Consider the following 15,995-nt stretch of genomic DNA (forward strand, 5'->3'; position numbering starts at 1 on the left):
ATCGTCTAGAGGCCTAGGACACCGCCCTTTCACGGCGGTAACAGGGGTTCGAATCCCCTTGGGGACGCCACTTACTTATTTTAAGTAATCTACAAAGCAGTGTGACTGCCACACTCTCTATCCGCAAAATAATAAAGAGTGAAAAATCTCTTGGTATGCCACCTACTATTCATTAGTAATATAGCTTTTAATAAAAAGTATCTAAAATCAGTTTACCTGCATTTCCATCACTACTTCAAAACTATCCAGTGAAGTTAAAATCTCAAAATTAAAAATTTTAATATAATAACTCCTATATATTATTAGTTTCTTTCCTTTCTTTATATTCAGCTTAAATATACTTCGCCTATGTTAGGGTACATATAAACGTCCAAATAAATAGGAGGTTATATGGCAAGTGGATGGGCACGCGATGGTGCAATTCAAGATCAAATCGACGCCAGCGTTAATGACGCTTTGCAGTATGCTAGAAGTAATTTAGTTTCTGGAACCAGTGCCGAGCTATGTGAAGAATGTGATGAACCAATACCACAGGCACGAAGACTTGCGGTACCTGGGGTTAAGTATTGTGTAAGCTGCCAAGCTGACCTAGAAGGTAAAGGCGCTCTTTCAAAAGGGCTTAATCGGCGTGGCAGTAAAGACAGTCAGTTACGATAAAAAGGTGCATACAGCACCTTTTTTAATATCGTATCAGAGTTGAGCTTAGATAATTAAAAAGGGGTTAGTAAACCTATTAAATAAATTTACTAAAATTTATTCATGTTTTCTTTTTTCTGAATAAGTTCAATTGAGTAGCCATCTGGATCTTTTACAAACGCAATTTCTGTTGTACCACCCTTTACTGGTCCTGGTTCACGGCTAACGTTACCACCAGCGCCCTTAATATCTTCACAGGCTTTATAAATATCATCAAACTCAATGGCGATATGACCATAGGCATTACCTAAATCGTAGCTGTCGGTATCCCAGTTATAGGTTAGTTCAAGTACTGTCGTGTCAGTTTCATCACCGTATCCTACAAAGGCGAGGGTGTAGCGGTACTCTTCGTTATCAGCACGGCGTAACTCTTTCATACCGAGCACTTGAGTATAAAACGCAATTGATTTATCTAGATCAGCAACCCGTAACATGGTGTGTAGTAAACGCATTTAAACCCTCTTAAAATTCACATAAATTTTGATAACGCAGCCATTTTATAACGACTACCGCTGCGCTGTTAAAATATCAATAATCCGATTATAAATTATTTCTGTGAGCATCACAGTATCATCGCCATTAGTATTTATAAACTGTACAACGACTGTATCGATATCCTTATAATAACGAGCAATGCTTGAATACCCTAATACCCAACCCGTGTGTTCATACTTATAAAGCGATGTATACAAAGCTTGCTCTTGTTCGTCGAAAAAAGCGCCTTTGTTTAAAGCAATAAGAAAGTCGCCTATATCTTGTGCGGTAGCCACATAGCCTTGATCGAGTGCTTTAAAATCATTCTCATAACCTACGTAGTAACCACTCATCAAATCTACTAAATTTATTTCATGCACTGATGAAAACGTGTTCGTTAGGCCCAGTGGCGTTAAAATTTCATCTTTAATATATTGGTTGTGATCATAACCCAGTACGTTAGACATAATTTTTCTCAGCAACAAATAATTAGTATTAGAATAGCCATAATCAGCATCAGGGCTAAAGTCCGCGGGTTCATCGAGCACTAATGCAAGTGGATCAGGGTAGGTGATTGACCAATCAAAATTATCGGTGTCTGTGTAATTGGGTATGCCACTTTTGTGTTTTACCATCATTCGCAATGTAATTTTATCTGCGTTTTCAATGCGCCCAATTAATGATGGAAGATAATCAGCCAGTGTTTTATCTATTTCAATACGTCCAATGGCTGCAAGCTTAGTTAAAGCTGCTGCATCATATAACTTTCGAATGCTGCCAATTTTAAAAAGTGCATTAGGGTATGCGGGTATTTTTTGCTCTCGATCATGCCAACCATTTGCAAAATATTCAGGTTGCTGTCCTTGTTTATGAATATAAACAATAATGCCATCAATTCCTTGTTCAATAGCCTCTTGTGTTTGTGCTTGAACGTTAGCGGGCAGTGGGTGAAAGTAATATAAAGCAAACTGCCAAGGGGCAAAAATGTATATGCTAGTAAGAGTAACAATGAGAGCTGCAGCGCGCAGAAGCGTGAGCGCCTTTTTGTTCTTCAACTGTATCATTGCATTCTGGTCTCATTTATTTTTGGAGTGTGAGGATCAGCTCTTTATTCTACTAAACAGCAATATCATGTGATATTGCTGTTTAGTTATAAGGAGTTCAACTCTATTAAAATATACTTTTTACTTATTAGCTTTGCCCTTAAGAACATAGATTTCGCCATCAAAACTGCCTTGAATTGTTAATCCTTGTCCTGCAAGCTCCTTAAGATAGTCTACATGCTCTTGTGTAATATGTTGCCCCGGAACCAAAAGCGGAATGCCTGGCGGGTAGGGCGTAACTAAACCGGCGCAAATGCGGTTGTTACTTTTGCTAATAGGTACCGATTCGCGCTCGCCATAAAAAGCTTCGCTTGGAATACAGGCTAAGTCTATAGCTGGTAGGTTTTCCGGTAAGCGAGAACGTCGCGTCGATGTGGCTAGTTTTACCTTGCCACTATCGAGTTTTTTCAACGCATTGTATAAACGAATGATCTTCGAACGCGTGCCGCCAAGAGTCAGTAACACCAAAATGGTACTGTGGGTGTATTTTTCTATTTCTAGGCCAATTTCATCGAGAAGATATTTATGAATATCTTTTAATGAATAGGGTAATTCGCTAATGTCGATGAGAATTTTTAGCGGATCGTGACCCATGTTATCACCACTAAAGTGTGGAAATATTTCCATAAAATCTTGTTTACCAAGCACTTTAATTTGTTTGAGTGAAGCCATCTGTTGTTTAAATTCTTCCACATGGTTCAACAAAGCATTGAGTAACTTATAGCCTTCCATCTCCAATTGCTTTTGGCACACATCAAGCGACGCGATAAGCTGATATTTCGGCGATGTACTGGCATAAATACTGTAAATCTCGCGAAAGAAATCAGCATCAAAATCAGGATCGTTAACATGAATATAAGACGCCTGAGAAAACGCCGATACCACTTTATGCGCTGAATGAGTAACATAATCAGCGCCAGCATGAATGGCGGAATAGTAACGTAAGCTTGGATGAAACAGCGAGTAAGCAAACCACGCTTCGTCGATAAACACCTTAATACCATGCTGATGAGCAAATTCTACTACCTGTTTGAGGTCGCTCAGTAGGCCATCGTAAGTACAACCGGTGAGAACCAGTAATTTTGCATCGGTATTTTGTTCTATTGCTTGTTTTATATCAGCCAATGACGGTGGCGCAAAAATCCCATATTTAGGATTTAAAATACTCGACAAATAAATGGGTAAACTGGCTGATTGCAAAATGCCGTAGTGCACAGATTTATGGCAATTACGGTCAATAATCACTTTATCGCCCTTGCGAAGCAGTGTCTGCAAGATGATTTTATTTGAGGTAGATGACCCGTTGGTAACAAAATAGGTATGTTTCACTTCAAACGTTGCCGCAGCTGACTCTTGGGCACGGCCAATGGTATTGGTGCTATCTGATAATGAGCCTAACGAATCGACTGACACCGACAAGTCACCCACGAAGACATTACGGCCATAAAACTGATAAAAATCTTTAATATAAGGAGAATTTCTAAAGCTAGAACCGCCACTATGTCCTGGAGTGTGCCATGAATCATTCGACTCGCCAACATACCGGCGATACGCCGTCCAAAATGGGGTTTCTGAGCGATCATCGAAATCGTTAATCATATAACCTAAAATTGCTTCAGGGTCTGAGATTACTTCATCTTTGAAGAAGAAAGACTCAATCTCCTCCGACTCATTAACGATTTCTAGCCCTTTTGTATCATCACCAATAACATAAACGGGTAACTCAAGGCGGATCCTCTTTAGTTGCTCGATAAAGCGGCTATACATTTTCTCGCCTACTTTATTTTGCACATCCCAACTAAGTACAACAGCTTGAATATCGCCATCTTCTTCAACACACTCAAGCGCTTCTTTAAGTTCAAGACGTTCGATAATATCAATATGAATATCGCTTCGCTCAAAATTAGCAATTGTTTTTGACAAATTCGTTGAAAGCTCTTTTAAGATGCTGGGGTCTTGCTCAATTAACAATATACGAAGTAAGGGTAACATAGAGGGTCCGCACTATAATTTTATTTATGCTCAGTAGCATAACTAAAGGAATGATACTTGTGAAATTAATACTTTGAAAATGTGCCAATAATTACGGCAAATCACGAATAAACAGATTTTATTTGAATTGATTTACAAGGTATGAAAAATGAAAGGTGCCAAAGTTAGACACCTACTTTGAATAAACAAAAAAGTAACACTGGAATACGAATTAATCATTGAGCTTATTCTTATAAGCCTGATAATTGAGGTTTATTATTAACAATCGTGCTAAATGAACGTTTTTTATTTACGGATCTATTCTACTTTATCTTTAAACTCTTTAGGCACTACTTTTTCGAGCTTCTTTTCTACTTCAACAAGGTTCTTACCCATAGCAAACTTATCAAGGTTTGAGTCGACCAGCCGAAAGATAATAAAAGTAGATGCAAAAGGTAATACCTATAGATGCTTTTATTAACTTCCTGACTGTTACTATCGACATAGCATTATTTACCCTAATTAAACAGCTAACAGTCAGCTAACAGTCAGCTAACAGTCTCAATAGTTTTAGTTTTTTAAAACAATGTTTTGGCCTACTAAGTGCATTTTTTAAAAATCCATTCTAAAGGCCCGTGTTTAAAATACTTGAGCCAAAACACACTGAAAATTATGCTAATTATGCAAAAAACCAATGCGGAAAATATTGACAAGTCTATGGTTTGATTAACGAGTAAGCCAGTTGCCTCAAGAATTCCCATGCCAATAATGACATGTGCTACATACAGAGTTAACGTTAACTGCCCAGTTTTGCTTAGCCACTCAATTAACCGGTTGGTAGGAAATACACTTGCTAGTTTTAGAGAAACCAGCAAAACAAGAACGGCAGAGCTTGCAGCTGAAAACATATATTGTGGCAACGGCGGTATTATTGACGTGGTTAACAAAAACTCAATTTCATCTTTTGACATGCCAATAGACGGGTCATCTCCTGCCCACATTCTCAGCATATAGAAGCTTGCTTCTACAATAAGTAAAATACTTAAAGACCATGTAAACAAAGACTTCCTTACATTAGTATTGGATAAATCTTGTTTACTCAACCATATGCCAAATAGCAAGAAACCACACCATGGTAAAACTGGGTGATACCCATTAAAGAAAAGGTGTCTAATCACTCCTTCAGTTGTCCAAAAACCAGAATAACTAAGCTCAAGCCAATCCCATCCTTTTTCGTAATCAAAGAATAGCCACATTAATGGAAATGCAAAAACAAAACCGATAGATGCACTGAGCAGTTCCTTGCTGCTAAGAGTAAATAATAATGCAGCTATCAAAAAATAGAATGCATAGAATTTCAAGATGTCGGCTTCCCAAATAGGTGTAAAAGCCAAGCCAATCAAAAGTAGTAAAACAGATCTTTTTATCAAAGAGGTTCTTACTTGCTTGATGTGTTCAAGTGATCCACTGGTAACACATTTTTTAGTTAAAAACGCAATACCTATACCCGCTAATATAACAAACAAAGCCGAAGCCCGACCTTCGAATAGAGCCGCAAACTCTATTAATTGTGGTGTGCCAATATCGGCGTTCATGGCTAACTTAAAGTTGACAATAACCATACCAAAGAGCGCTAACGCTCTTGCAAAGTCAATACCGATTAGTCTATTCACTCTCTTGCTCCACAGAATTCATTTTTAACTTTTGAGACATTGCTGTATCATAATGGAACTTAATAGATGATACAAGGCTGTCTCATAAAATGGATGCAAGAACAAATAATTCGAGAAAAAAAATTATTCAATCGGGGTTAAAACTGTTTATTCAAAATGAGGATTCAACGCTAGTTGACGTGGCTAAAAGGGCTGAAGTTGGTAGAGCAACGGTGTACCGCCAATTTAAGCATAAGGAAGCGCTTCAAGAAGAGATTGCGTTATATTGTTTAGACCGCTTTGACGAAGTAAATATGTCTGTTGAAAATAAAGCTAAAGACTCATTGGATGCTATTAGGCTTGTATTCGAAAATACTTTGCCGTTATACGAGGAATTCGCTTTTTTGCAAAAGTTCGAGAAGATGTTTCAGAAAAGTGAAAAGCTTCAAGTTCGTATGCAACAGCAAGATAACGAGATACGAGAATTGATAAAACTTGCGAAAGATGAGGGGTTATTAAGTAAGCACTTCTGTGTTGATTGGGTTTTTTATTTTTTTGAAGGCTTATTGTACGCAGGTTACAAGATGAGTCATCTAGATAATTACAGTTCAGGTAAGGCAGCACATTTAGCTTTTTTATCGTTCAAGAGTGGGGTTGCTTCATAATCCCCTGCAAGAATATAGATGTAACATTAATTTACTGAAGACAGTTACTACGCCAGCATAACCCCTGAGCCATTCAACGAGCACACTTAGCTGCTAAAAGAAGTGAGTGAATCGTTATAAGTTTACTAGGCACATCTTGTGGTTAATTTATTTAAAAGATCAGTTTGCTACCTATCAGTTCTTTTTTTGGGGGGAAATCGACACAACTTAAGGCAGCTATGTCGCAACTTGACACTGGGTAAGCCAAAGCTAACGTCCGCTTTCGTACCTTAACAGGTGGGAGCTATTCAGTCTTATCTTTAAACTCACACAAGTCTTCAATAATACAGCTGCCACATTTTGGTTTACGGGCAACGCAGGTATAGCGCCCATGTAAAATGAGCCAGTGATGTACATCGACTTTAAATTCTTTGGGGATCACTTTTTCGAGTTTTTGTTCAACCGCAACCACGTCTTTACCCATAGCAAGCTTAGTACGGTTCGATACACGGAATATGTGCGTGTCTACGGCAATGGTCGGCCAGCCGAAGGCTGTATTTAATACTACGTTAGCAGTTTTACGGCCTACGCCTGGGAGGGCTTCTAGAGCTTCACGATTCTCTGGCACTTCACCGTTATGCTGATCTACCAATATTTGGCACATTTTATATACATTGGCTGCTTTGGAATTAAACAACCCAATGGTTTTTATGTAATCACGCAGCGTGTCGTGGCCAATATCTAAAATGGCTTGTGGTGTATTAGCAACCGGAAATAATTTACGAGTGGCTTTATTTACCCCAACATCGGTGGCTTGTGCTGAAAGCGTAACGGCAACTAATAACTCAAACGGGCTTGAATATTCAAGCTCCGTTTCAGGATGTGGATTGTCGTCGCGTAAGCGAGTAAGTATTTGGTGACGTTTTTCTTTATTCATGTAACTTAAAACGCATTAGCTTTATTAAGTTAATGCGTTTTCCCCTTAAGTTAAGCTAGTAACACGCGCTCGAGGGCCTTTTTCAGCTTCTGGCGGTGCGACTTGTTTTGATTTTATTTGTGCATCAATTACATTTTTAGCGGCAATCAGCAGACCAAGCCCTAAGAATGCGCCCGGTGGTAAAATGGCCAGTAAAAACTGGCTATCAAAGCTAAACACTTCAATGCGCAATATAGCAGCCCAAGGCCCGAGTAATAAATCGGCACCATCGAATAAGGTGCCTTGTCCAATCAGTTCTCGCATAGCACCAAGTACAACCAGTACCAACATAAACCCTAAGCCCATCATTAAGCCATCAAAGGCAGATAAATGTACTGGATTTTTTGAGGCAAATGCTTCAGCACGGCCAATAATGGCGCAGTTGGTTACAATTAACGGAATGAAAATCCCTAAAGATTGGTAAAGGCCAAAAGTGTAAGCATTCATTAACAGCTGCACTATTGTTACAAAACCGGCAATGATCATCACAAACACAGGTATTCTAATATCTTTAGGTACCCAGTTACGCACTATTGATACGGTAATATTAGAGCCCACTAATACCAATAAGGTTGCTAAGCCTAAACCTAGCGCATTAGTAATTGTAGAGGTAACAGCGAGTAAAGGGCATAAACCTAATAACTGTACCAAGGCGGGGTTATTTCCCCATAAGCCTTCTTTGTAAAGGGTTTTTAATTCGCTCATGGCGTTACCTCTGGGCATGCGTTTGCTGCTGTGAACAGAGCATCAAAGTTATCTTGTGCATAAAGTACCGCGTTTTTGACTGAGCCTACAACGGCACGAGGTGTAATTGTAGCGCCAGTAAACTGATCAAACTGGCCGCCGTCTTTTTTAACGGCCCAACGATCGTCACTTTCGCTTTGTACTGTTTTTGTATTAAATGTGGTGATCCAGTCTGATTTTTTTATTTCAACTTTATCACCTAAACCTGGTGTTTCTTCATGTTTGGTTACCCTTACACCCGCAATGGTACCATCGCGATATACTGCACTGAGTAAGTTTATATCACCACTGTAGCCGCTAGGGGTGACATGACGAATGACTAATGCCACAGGTTCGTTATCTTTTCGGGCACGATAAATAACTTGGTTATCGTATGGCCCTAGTAATGGATCAGATATAATTACACAATCTTGCGATAGCTCATTGCTGTATTTGGAATGCGGCAATACTTCTTGAAGCTGATTAGTTAACTGCAACTGCTCTTGCTCTGCAATTTTATCAGCGGTAAGTGTATTAATTGTGGCAACGAGTCCAGTTGTTAGTAACGCAAACCCACACAATATTGCGCCATTTTTTACCATTGAAGAAATAATCATTTTACTGCTCCATGGCCATAGGTTCTTGGTTGTGTATAGTAATCGATTAGCGGTACCGCTATGTTTATTAGCAACACCCCAAATGCAACTGCATCAGGAAAACCACCAAAGGTGCGAATTAAATACACAATTAAACCAATTGCTGCACCATAAATAAGGCGACCTCGATTAGTGGTTGCAGCTGATACAGGATCGGTGGCGATAAAAAAGGCCCCCAGCATAGTTGCACCACTAAACAAATGAAACACCACACCAGGCTCTGTACCTGGCGAGGCAATATAACCAATTGCTGCGCATAAGCTTAAGCTTGCAATAAAACTCACTGGTATATGCCAGTTAATTACTTTTGTTTTTAACAGGTAAAGGCCGCCGAGTAAGAAGGCTAAGTTAACCCATCCCCAACCTAGGCCAGTCCACTCATTAAATACGCTCTTTTGCATGCTCTCTGTCACCGTTAGTCCGTGAGCAATATCTGTTTTTAAGGTATCAAGTGGGGTAGCCATTGTGCTGCCGTCTATTCCTACTCGGAGCTGATCTAAGCTGTATCCTAACGTGGTAAAGTCGCTAAAGATTAAGCTTAACTGCTGGCTAAAAGTAATACCCGTATTAAGTAATTCTGTAACGGGTAACCAAGCAGTCATTTGCACAGGGAACGACACTAATAAAAGCACATAGGCTGCCATTGCAGGGTTAAATAAATTAAACCCTAAACCACCATATAGCTGTTTAACAATAACTATGGCAAACAAACACCCTATAACAATAATCCACCAAGGCGCTAAAGGCGGAATACTTATTGCCAATAACACACCGGTAAGCCATGCACTGCCATCGCTTAATGCAGGCCAAATAGGGCGCTTACGCATTAACATCACGGCTGCTTCAAACGCGCTTACACACACTAACGCTAATAATAATTGGATAAGGACACCGGTGCCAAAAAATACAACTTGCGCAATAACACCAGGAATACAAGCCGCAATCACAGTTAACATTAAACGTGTCACAGATTTGTGACTATGATTGTGGGGTGAACTGGCCATGGTTAGTTTCATGACTGATCATTTCCTTCTTTTTGTTGCTTTTTAGCTTTAGCGCGAGCAATAGCGGCGGCTACGGCGGCTTTCTTTTTTTCTTGAGCTGTTTGCTGTGAACCTTGTGAAGATTCATCGTTGCTTTGTGGCTCAGTGTTTTCACTTTGTTTTGCTAATTCATCAGCCTGCGCTGCTTTTTTGGCTTTAGCACGGGCAATAGCCGCAGCGACGGCAGCTTTTTTATCATCGGTAGCGACAGGTGATTCACTTGCAGTTTCATCGCTTGGTGTTTGCTCATTAGCTTGCGCTGCTTTTTTGGCTTTAGCGCGGGCAATGGCGGCAGCAACGGCGGCTTTTTTATCATCTGCAGCAACTGGAGATTCACTTGTTGTGTCATCGCTTGGTGTTTGCTCATTTGCTTGTGCTGCTTTTTTAGCTTTAGCACGGGCAATAGCGGCAGCGACGGCAGCTTTTTTATCATCGGCAGCAACTGGAGATTCATTTGCAGTGTCATCACTTGCTGCCTGCTCATTTGCTTGTGCTGCTTTTTTGGCTTTAGCACGGGCAATAGCGGCAGCGACGGCGGCTTTTTTATCACCGGCAGCGACGGGTGATTCACTTGCAGTGTCATCAGTTGCTGTTTGCTCATTAGCTTGTGCTGCCTTTTTGGCTTTAGCGCGGGCAATAGCGGCAGCGACGGCGGCTTTTTTATCATCTGCAGCAGCTGGAGATTCACTTGTTGTGTCATCAGTTGCTGTTTGCTCATTAGCTTGTGCTGCCTTTTTGGCTTTAGCGCGGGCAATAGCGGCTGCAACTGCTGACTTTTTGTCATCTACAGCTTCGTCATCACCATTATTTTGTGCTTTTTGCTCTTTATAAAGGCGAGCTTGCTCTTTACGGGCAGCGCGTTCTTTTGCAACTTCACTGTTATCTGGCTCAAGTTCGCCACCTTGCTTTTTAGCTTTAGCACGCGCAATTGCCGCTGCTACAGCTGATTTATTGTCACCATCGCTGGTTTTATCTTTAACGCGGGCAAGGGCATCGGCTACTTTTTGCTGTTCTTCGGTTGATTTAGCTGCTGGCTTACGTTTGTGACGATTTTTTCGCTCAGCTTGTTCTTGCTCTAAACGCGCTTTACGTGCATCAAATCGTTCTTTAGCGCGATCAGATTTTATCTTCTCGGCAATTTGCTCTTTAATCTCAACTTTTGCAACGCGGTAGTACTGAACGAGTGGTATTTCACTTGGGCAAACATAGGCACACGCGCCACATTCAATACAATCAAATAAGTTATGTTCTTGGAGTTTGTCGTATTCTTTTGATTTAGCAAACCACTGTAACTGCTGTGGTAACAATGAAGCAGGGCACGCATCTGCACAGGCACTACAGCGAATACAGGCTTTTTCTGGGCCAGGCTCTGCTAATTCTTTATGATCTGGAGCAAGTATGCAGTTTGTTGTTTTAACAACGCCAATACGAACCGTAGGTAAGGTAAAGCCCATCATAGGACCGCCCATGACCACACGTTGTTGTGGCACAGGTGAAAACCCTTGGCAATCAAGTAAGTGTTTTATCTCAGTACCTAATAGCGCCCATACATTACCTGGATTATGTATAGTATTGCCGGTAACGGTAACAACCCGTTCAATTAACGGTTTACCTTCGTATACGGCTTGCTGTATCGCAAATAAAGTGCCGGTGTTATGTACTAAAATGCCGATATCAGCAGGAATGCCACCATTAGGAACTTCACGGTTAGTGAGTAGTTTGATCAGCTGTTTTTCACCGCCAGAGGGGTAAACCGTGGGCACGGTTTGTATTAAAATATGCTCGTTATGCTTCGCCGCTTCTGTCATGGCTGTGATAGCCTCGGGCTTATTATCTTCAATACCAATAATACACAGGGTAGGATTGAGCAGCTGTTGCATGAGCTCAATACCTTTGATTATTTCAGCGGCATGTTCGCGCATTAAGGTATCGTCAGCCGTGATGTAAGGTTCACACTCAACCGCGTTCACGATTAAAAACTCAATCGGCTGCTTAATATCTGCTTTAACGTAGGTTGGAAAACCTGCGCCTCCCATGCCAGAGATCCCCGCATTATGAATAACATCAACGAGTTCATCGTGTGATGCAGTGGCTGGGTTTGCTAAAGGCGATAGTTCACACCAAGTATCTTTGCCATCGGGTTCAATAATAATGCTTAATTCAGGCAAAGCAGAAGGGTGTGCTGATGGCATAGGCGTAATATCAATAATAGTGCCTGATGTAGGTGCATGCACAGGTATCGACCAGTTAGCAGAAGGCTTAGTTAATGGTTGACCTTTTAATACGTGCTGGCTTTTTTCTACAATTAACTTGCCGCTAGCGCCAATATGCTGCTTTAAAGGTAGAACGAGTTTTTCAGGCAAAGCAAGGCGTGCAATAGGCGCATTATTCGATAATGACTTTTGCTGCGGAGGATGTACGCCGCCAGGAAATGCCCAAACGGTGCCTTTTTTTATTTGTTCAAGTAACTTTTCCACTCAAACCTCTAATCTATTTGGGTAACAGGAATAGCGTCTAGTTGCCATTTCCAGGTTTGTTTTGTTGGTGCAACGGGTAGCATGTCAATACAATCGACCGGACAAGGTTCAACGCACAAGTCACAGCCTGTACATTCGTCAATTAGAACGGTGTGCATTTGTCGGGTTGCACCAACAATGGCATCAACAGGGCAGGCTTGAATACATTTGGTACAACCAATACATTCATCTTCGCGAATGTAGGCCACCGTTTTAACTGGCTCGGCTTGTTCGCCGCCGGCTAGAGGTTTAGCCTCAACACCCATCAAATCAGCCAACTTTTTAACTGTCGCATCACCACCGGGTGGGCACTTGTTTATTTCATCGCCATTGGCAATGGCTTCTGCATAAGGGCGACAACCAGGATAACCACATTGACCACATTGTGTTTGTGGCAAAATGGTATCGATTTGCTCTACTACAGGATTACCTTCAACTCGAAAACGTACGGCTGCAAATCCTAAAATTAATCCGAAAATTAACGCCAGTAAACCCAGCGCTATTAAAGCGTACAACAAGGTCATATTAAAACTTCACTAATCCAGTAAAACCCATAAAGGCCATTGACATTAAACCTGCCGTTATCATTGCGATTGAAGCTCCTTTAAATGGAGTGGGAACATCTGCTGCGGCTAGGCGTTCGCGTAATGCCGCAAATAAAACTAAAACTAATGAAAAACCCACTGCGGCACCAAACCCATAAACGGCAGATTGTAAAAAGGTGTGATCTTCTTTGATATTTAATAAAGCAACACCGAGTACTGCACAGTTAGTCGTTATTAAAGGTAAAAATATTCCCAATAAACGATATAGCGTTGGACTGGTTTTTCTAACAACCATTTCAGTAAATTGAACAACCACTGCAATAACTAAAATAAAGCTCATTGTTTTCAGGTAGGTGATATCTAGTGGTAATAAAATATACTCGTTTACTAAATAACTGGTCACAGAGGCAAGCGTTAGCACAAAGGTAGTTGCTAAAGACATACCTATGGCTGTATCAAGTTTTCCTGATACACCCATAAACGGGCAAAGGCCTAAAAATTGTACTAATACAAAGTTGTTAACTAACACTGTTCCAATTAATAACAAGACGTATTCTGTCATGTGTGCCTCACGCTAATAAAATCCCGTGTATTATCCTTTTTTCTACTGCGATTAACAACACGTTGAGTGATTATCAGTTAAATAAACAACGTTAAATAATGGGCTAATTGTAAAGGGTTAAATTTAAGGGAGTTTGCAATTAAAAAACTGTCAGCATTTTAACGGCTGAACAGTCATAAAAGCACACTTTAAAAAGTAAAAAAGAGCATAAATGCTCTTTTTTATTATTAAATAGGGTAATTAGTTAGATGTCTTTAGGCTTTTCAATATAGTAACCTTGGACACCATCAAGGCATAGGGTTTCTACAATGTGCTTTTCTTCTTGGCTTTCAACGCCCTCTGCAAAAACACTAACGCCAATTCTATGAGCAAGGTCGACCATTAAACGCATAAAGTATTGATTGTTTTTATCGTCCTCTAAACCTCGGGTATAGCTTGCATCCATTTTAATAAAGTCTGGTTTTAAATCTCTGAAAAATTTAAATGAGGTGAGCCCGACACCAAAGCGTTCTACAGTTATTCTGGCACCAACGCGATGCACCATATCAATAAAGCGTTTGCTTGCTTTAATGTTTTGTTGAAGACCAAATTCACTCACTTCAAAAATTAACTTAGAAGCAATATGCGTATCTTTAAGTAAACGGCGCTCTAACCAAATCATAAACTGGTCGCTATGCGCGCTTGAAGGGGTAATATTTAAGCCAAAATACTTTTCAGATAAATTACTCGATTTTATTCTTTCCAAAGACGATTCTATTATTAACTTGTCAATTTCAATAGCCATATCGAGCTTTTCAGCCATTGCTAAAAATGAAGCAGTAGGCAAAGCTTGGTTTTCTTCTGTTTTGAAGCGGGCCTGAATTTCAGCATAGGCTTTAATGCTTTTGCCTAAAGGCATAATATTTTGGATCACCAAATGGACGCTTTTAGACTCAATTACTTCGTTAATCACTTTACGCCAGTTTTGGTTACCAAATCCTGCGCTCACATTATTAACTAGATCAGTATCACGTTGCACATGCCACGCATTAGCTTGCTTAGACTGCGCCATGCTCATTGCATTATCAACAATAGAGAGTAACTCACCCAAAGGTTTTGATTTTTCGTACCCCACAATACCAGTGTTTGCAACCGAGCTAAGCTCTTGGTTTTGCATATATTGAGTAAAGCGAGATTGTAAGTTCTCACCAAATTTTTCGGCTTCTTTTAACGGGGTATTTGGTAAAATTGTTATAAAATCAGAGCTGTTAACTCTAAAAACTTGGCTGCCGGAATAGGTGCCACTGATGCTGACAATAATATCTGCAACGGCTTTAATGTATTCATCACCTTTTTGATAACCGCGGCTTTGATTTATAGACTGCAACTCGCTACAGCGAACGAGTGCTAAAGAGCCAAATGTACTTACTTCGGTGTTTTCAATATTCTTTTCGTAGTAATCAACAAACATATTGCGATTACCTAACTCAGTCACACCGTCTTTGTAGGCCTCACGTTTTATTGTGTGTGCAGCATTTTTTATATTGTCATTCTTACTTTTTAAAAAGTGCGACAAACGATTAAAGCTAGGAATTAAACTTTTCCCTAACTTAGCTAACTCTGGCGAATCAATTTTAGTCGCAAAATCATCGCCTAGTTGATTTTGGTTTATATAAATATCAATGACATCAGCAACGTCCGTACATATATTGTCATTAATGTGCTTAACAATGGTTTTCATTAATGCAATAGGTATTAGGGCAAGTAGGGTGCTTATAATTAAAATTATAAAAAAAGCAGTTTGAAACTGCTCACTCAAGTGAGTGATATTAATTTTAAATTCAACTTTTATATCGGCGTTATCATTAGTGGCATACTGAGGACGCACCGAGTTGTTGCTTGACTGAATAAGTTCCGCAATAACAGGCAATTGCGGTGCGTTGTTAACTGAAAATACTTCAGCACCTTGATAATCACGTAAGGTAAAGTGTGAAAAGATTTCACTGCTTGCAAGTGTGTTTTTTAAGTTATCAGCAGAGAGGTCAGTTGCAGATAGGTTTTTAATATATTGCTCGACTGTCGCTTGCGCATTTTTTTGAGCTTTACCGATGGCACTATCAAAATTTTGGCTAATAAAATAACAGCCAGCGGTCACAAGAATCAACCAAGCCATCAGTTGTATAAAAATAAGTTTTTTAAAAGCTGCCATTGTTTAATCTTTATATGTCAAAGGGGAGGACACAACCTCATGATTATTAAAATAATTATAGCTTGATAGAGAAAGTTATCAAATAGTTAGTTTTTTAATCAAAAAGTTTTTGTTTTAAAAGAGAAATGGTAGAGCAAATTTGAAGAGATGTCTATGAAAGTGTAGTAAATTGGCTCCCCCTCCCCGACTCGAACGGGGGACCTGCGGATTAACAGTCCGTCGCTCTAACCAACTGAGCTAAGGGGG

14 protein-coding genes, 1 tRNA gene and 1 pseudogene are annotated in these 15,995 nt (G+C 40.0%); 3 read left to right on the plus strand and 13 right to left on the minus strand.

What is annotated here, in order from left to right; translation table 11 throughout:
- Both MTF66_RS37930 and MTF66_RS37935 read left to right on the plus strand, forming a co-directional pair.
- Nucleotides 1–70, plus strand: a tRNA-Glu gene (locus MTF66_RS37930).
- A 320-nt stretch (nucleotides 71–390) separates the two neighbouring features.
- Complete coding sequence (locus MTF66_RS37935) at nucleotides 391–657, plus strand: DksA/TraR family C4-type zinc finger protein (protein WP_248530309.1); 267 nt, start codon at nucleotides 391–393, stop codon at nucleotides 655–657.
- 89 nt (nucleotides 658–746) lie between these two features.
- Here the strand turns inward: MTF66_RS37935 and gloA are convergent, their stop codons facing one another.
- The 5 genes and pseudogenes from gloA to MTF66_RS37960 form a co-directional block, all read right to left on the minus strand.
- Nucleotides 747–1,148 (minus strand): lactoylglutathione lyase, encoded by a 402-nt coding sequence (gene gloA, locus MTF66_RS37940; protein ID WP_010388396.1) that lies wholly within the window; start codon nucleotides 1,146–1,148, stop codon nucleotides 747–749.
- Nucleotides 1,149–1,202: 54 nt separating this feature from the next.
- Nucleotides 1,203–2,234 carry a serine hydrolase gene (locus tag MTF66_RS37945; protein WP_248530310.1) on the minus strand — a complete coding sequence of 344 codons (1,032 nt, stop codon included), beginning with the start codon at nucleotides 2,232–2,234 and terminating at the stop codon, nucleotides 1,203–1,205.
- A gap of 120 nt (nucleotides 2,235–2,354) precedes the next feature.
- Nucleotides 2,355–4,265: an aminotransferase class V-fold PLP-dependent enzyme gene (locus MTF66_RS37950; RefSeq protein ID WP_055013363.1), complete on the minus strand. Its 1,911-nt coding sequence runs from the start codon at nucleotides 4,263–4,265 to the stop codon at nucleotides 2,355–2,357.
- A gap of 312 nt (nucleotides 4,266–4,577) precedes the next feature.
- Nucleotides 4,578–4,661, minus strand: a pseudogene (locus MTF66_RS37955) (endonuclease III); the annotation flags it as partial.
- Nucleotides 4,662–4,843: 182 nt separating this feature from the next.
- Nucleotides 4,844–5,917 carry a DUF418 domain-containing protein gene (locus tag MTF66_RS37960; RefSeq protein WP_248530311.1) on the minus strand — a complete coding sequence of 358 codons (1,074 nt, stop codon included), beginning with the start codon at nucleotides 5,915–5,917 and terminating at the stop codon, nucleotides 4,844–4,846.
- Between the two features lie 89 nt (nucleotides 5,918–6,006).
- Here MTF66_RS37960 and MTF66_RS37965 point away from each other — a divergent pair, with 89 nt between their 5' ends.
- A complete protein-coding gene (locus tag MTF66_RS37965) occupies nucleotides 6,007–6,561 on the plus strand; it encodes a TetR/AcrR family transcriptional regulator (protein WP_138569935.1) in 555 nt (184 codons plus the stop codon).
- 283 nt (nucleotides 6,562–6,844) lie between these two features.
- Here MTF66_RS37965 and nth read toward each other — a convergent pair whose 3' ends face one another.
- From nth to MTF66_RS38005, 8 genes are all read right to left on the minus strand, one after another.
- Complete coding sequence (nth, locus tag MTF66_RS37970) at nucleotides 6,845–7,477, minus strand: endonuclease III (protein WP_054201180.1); 633 nt, start codon at nucleotides 7,475–7,477, stop codon at nucleotides 6,845–6,847.
- Between the two features lie 45 nt (nucleotides 7,478–7,522).
- Nucleotides 7,523–8,221: an electron transport complex subunit E gene (locus tag MTF66_RS37975; RefSeq protein ID WP_008115234.1), complete on the minus strand. Its 699-nt coding sequence runs from the start codon at nucleotides 8,219–8,221 to the stop codon at nucleotides 7,523–7,525.
- The gene (gene rsxG, locus MTF66_RS37980; protein ID WP_008115237.1) at nucleotides 8,218–8,856 is read right to left on the minus strand and encodes an electron transport complex subunit RsxG; all 639 of its coding nucleotides are present in this window, start codon (nucleotides 8,854–8,856) and stop codon (nucleotides 8,218–8,220) included. Before rsxG ends, MTF66_RS37975 begins: the two co-directional genes overlap by 4 nt.
- Nucleotides 8,853–9,911 carry an electron transport complex subunit RsxD gene (gene rsxD / locus MTF66_RS37985; RefSeq protein WP_008115238.1) on the minus strand — a complete coding sequence of 353 codons (1,059 nt, stop codon included), beginning with the start codon at nucleotides 9,909–9,911 and terminating at the stop codon, nucleotides 8,853–8,855. Before rsxD ends, rsxG begins: the two co-directional genes overlap by 4 nt.
- Nucleotides 9,908–12,415, minus strand: coding sequence for an electron transport complex subunit RsxC (gene rsxC / locus MTF66_RS37990; RefSeq protein ID WP_248530312.1), 2,508 nt, complete (start codon nucleotides 12,413–12,415; stop codon nucleotides 9,908–9,910). The genes rsxD and rsxC overlap by 4 nt, the downstream gene beginning before the upstream one ends.
- Nucleotides 12,416–12,423: 8 nt before the next feature.
- The gene (rsxB, locus tag MTF66_RS37995; RefSeq protein ID WP_008115242.1) at nucleotides 12,424–12,978 is read right to left on the minus strand and encodes an electron transport complex subunit RsxB; all 555 of its coding nucleotides are present in this window, start codon (nucleotides 12,976–12,978) and stop codon (nucleotides 12,424–12,426) included.
- Between the two features lies 1 nt (nucleotide 12,979).
- On the minus strand, nucleotides 12,980–13,561 hold the full coding sequence (rsxA, locus tag MTF66_RS38000) for an electron transport complex subunit RsxA (protein ID WP_008115244.1): 582 nt from the start codon (nucleotides 13,559–13,561) through the stop codon (nucleotides 12,980–12,982).
- Nucleotides 13,562–13,805: 244 nt separating this feature from the next.
- On the minus strand, nucleotides 13,806–15,749 hold the full coding sequence (locus MTF66_RS38005) for a GGDEF domain-containing protein (RefSeq protein ID WP_248530313.1): 1,944 nt from the start codon (nucleotides 15,747–15,749) through the stop codon (nucleotides 13,806–13,808).
- Between the last annotated feature and the right edge of the window lie 246 nt (nucleotides 15,750–15,995).

This window comes from Pseudoalteromonas sp. 2CM39R (assembly GCF_023161845.1).

What these genes read in the sequence shown, in the direction of transcription:
- MTF66_RS37935 (WP_248530309.1), top strand. Translation starts at nt 391, where the DNA reads ATGGCAAGTGGATGGGCACGCGATGGTGCAATTCAAGATCAAATCGAC.
- gloA (WP_010388396.1), bottom strand. Translation starts at nt 1,148, where the DNA reads ATGCGTTTACTACACACCATGTTACGGGTTGCTGATCTAGATAAATCA.
- MTF66_RS37945 (WP_248530310.1), bottom strand. Translation starts at nt 2,234, where the DNA reads ATGATACAGTTGAAGAACAAAAAGGCGCTCACGCTTCTGCGCGCTGCA.
- MTF66_RS37950 (WP_055013363.1), bottom strand. Translation starts at nt 4,265, where the DNA reads ATGTTACCCTTACTTCGTATATTGTTAATTGAGCAAGACCCCAGCATC.
- MTF66_RS37965 (WP_138569935.1), top strand. Translation starts at nt 6,007, where the DNA reads ATGGATGCAAGAACAAATAATTCGAGAAAAAAAATTATTCAATCGGGG.
- nth (WP_054201180.1), bottom strand. Translation starts at nt 7,477, where the DNA reads ATGAATAAAGAAAAACGTCACCAAATACTTACTCGCTTACGCGACGAC.
- MTF66_RS37975 (WP_008115234.1), bottom strand. Translation starts at nt 8,221, where the DNA reads ATGAGCGAATTAAAAACCCTTTACAAAGAAGGCTTATGGGGAAATAAC.
- rsxG (WP_008115237.1), bottom strand. Translation starts at nt 8,856, where the DNA reads ATGATTATTTCTTCAATGGTAAAAAATGGCGCAATATTGTGTGGGTTT.
- rsxD (WP_008115238.1), bottom strand. Translation starts at nt 9,911, where the DNA reads ATGAAACTAACCATGGCCAGTTCACCCCACAATCATAGTCACAAATCT.
- rsxB (WP_008115242.1), bottom strand. Translation starts at nt 12,978, where the DNA reads ATGACCTTGTTGTACGCTTTAATAGCGCTGGGTTTACTGGCGTTAATT.
- rsxA (WP_008115244.1), bottom strand. Translation starts at nt 13,561, where the DNA reads ATGACAGAATACGTCTTGTTATTAATTGGAACAGTGTTAGTTAACAAC.
- MTF66_RS38005 (WP_248530313.1), bottom strand. Translation starts at nt 15,749, where the DNA reads ATGGCAGCTTTTAAAAAACTTATTTTTATACAACTGATGGCTTGGTTG.